The sequence below is a fragment of the Pseudomonas sp. AC463 genome (assembly GCF_979253585.1).
Genome location: NZ_CEEDDZ010000605.1, coordinates 1 through 272, shown reverse-complemented (window position 1 = coordinate 272; position 272 = coordinate 1). Strand labels below are relative to the sequence as shown.

Annotated in this window: 1 pseudogene; it reads left to right on the top strand. The window is 51.8% G+C overall.

The features are described from left to right. Positions 1-127: 127 nt before the first annotated feature. Positions 128-272, top strand: a pseudogene (locus tag AC0IYH_RS31630) (peptide ABC transporter ATP-binding protein); the annotation flags it as partial.

Sequence of the window (272 nt, the reverse complement as noted above, 5' to 3'; positions counted from 1 at the left end):
GCTAAAACGGTAATAGCCTTGAAAGCCGTTTCTCAACAGACGCTGAATCACACTGCAGGCATAAAATGCGTTTTAACGGCTAGGCTTGCATTGCCCTGGGTCGGTATCCATTGAGCAGACGTGAAACGTGAAGCCTCTGACATTTTCTGCCGCGCTACTCTGTCTGCTGTTTGGCTCTTTTGCCAAGGCCGAGCCCTATCAGGTCGTTACTGAGGAGTGGGCGCCCTATAACTATCAGGAAGACAATCAGCTCGCCGGCATGGCCACGGATA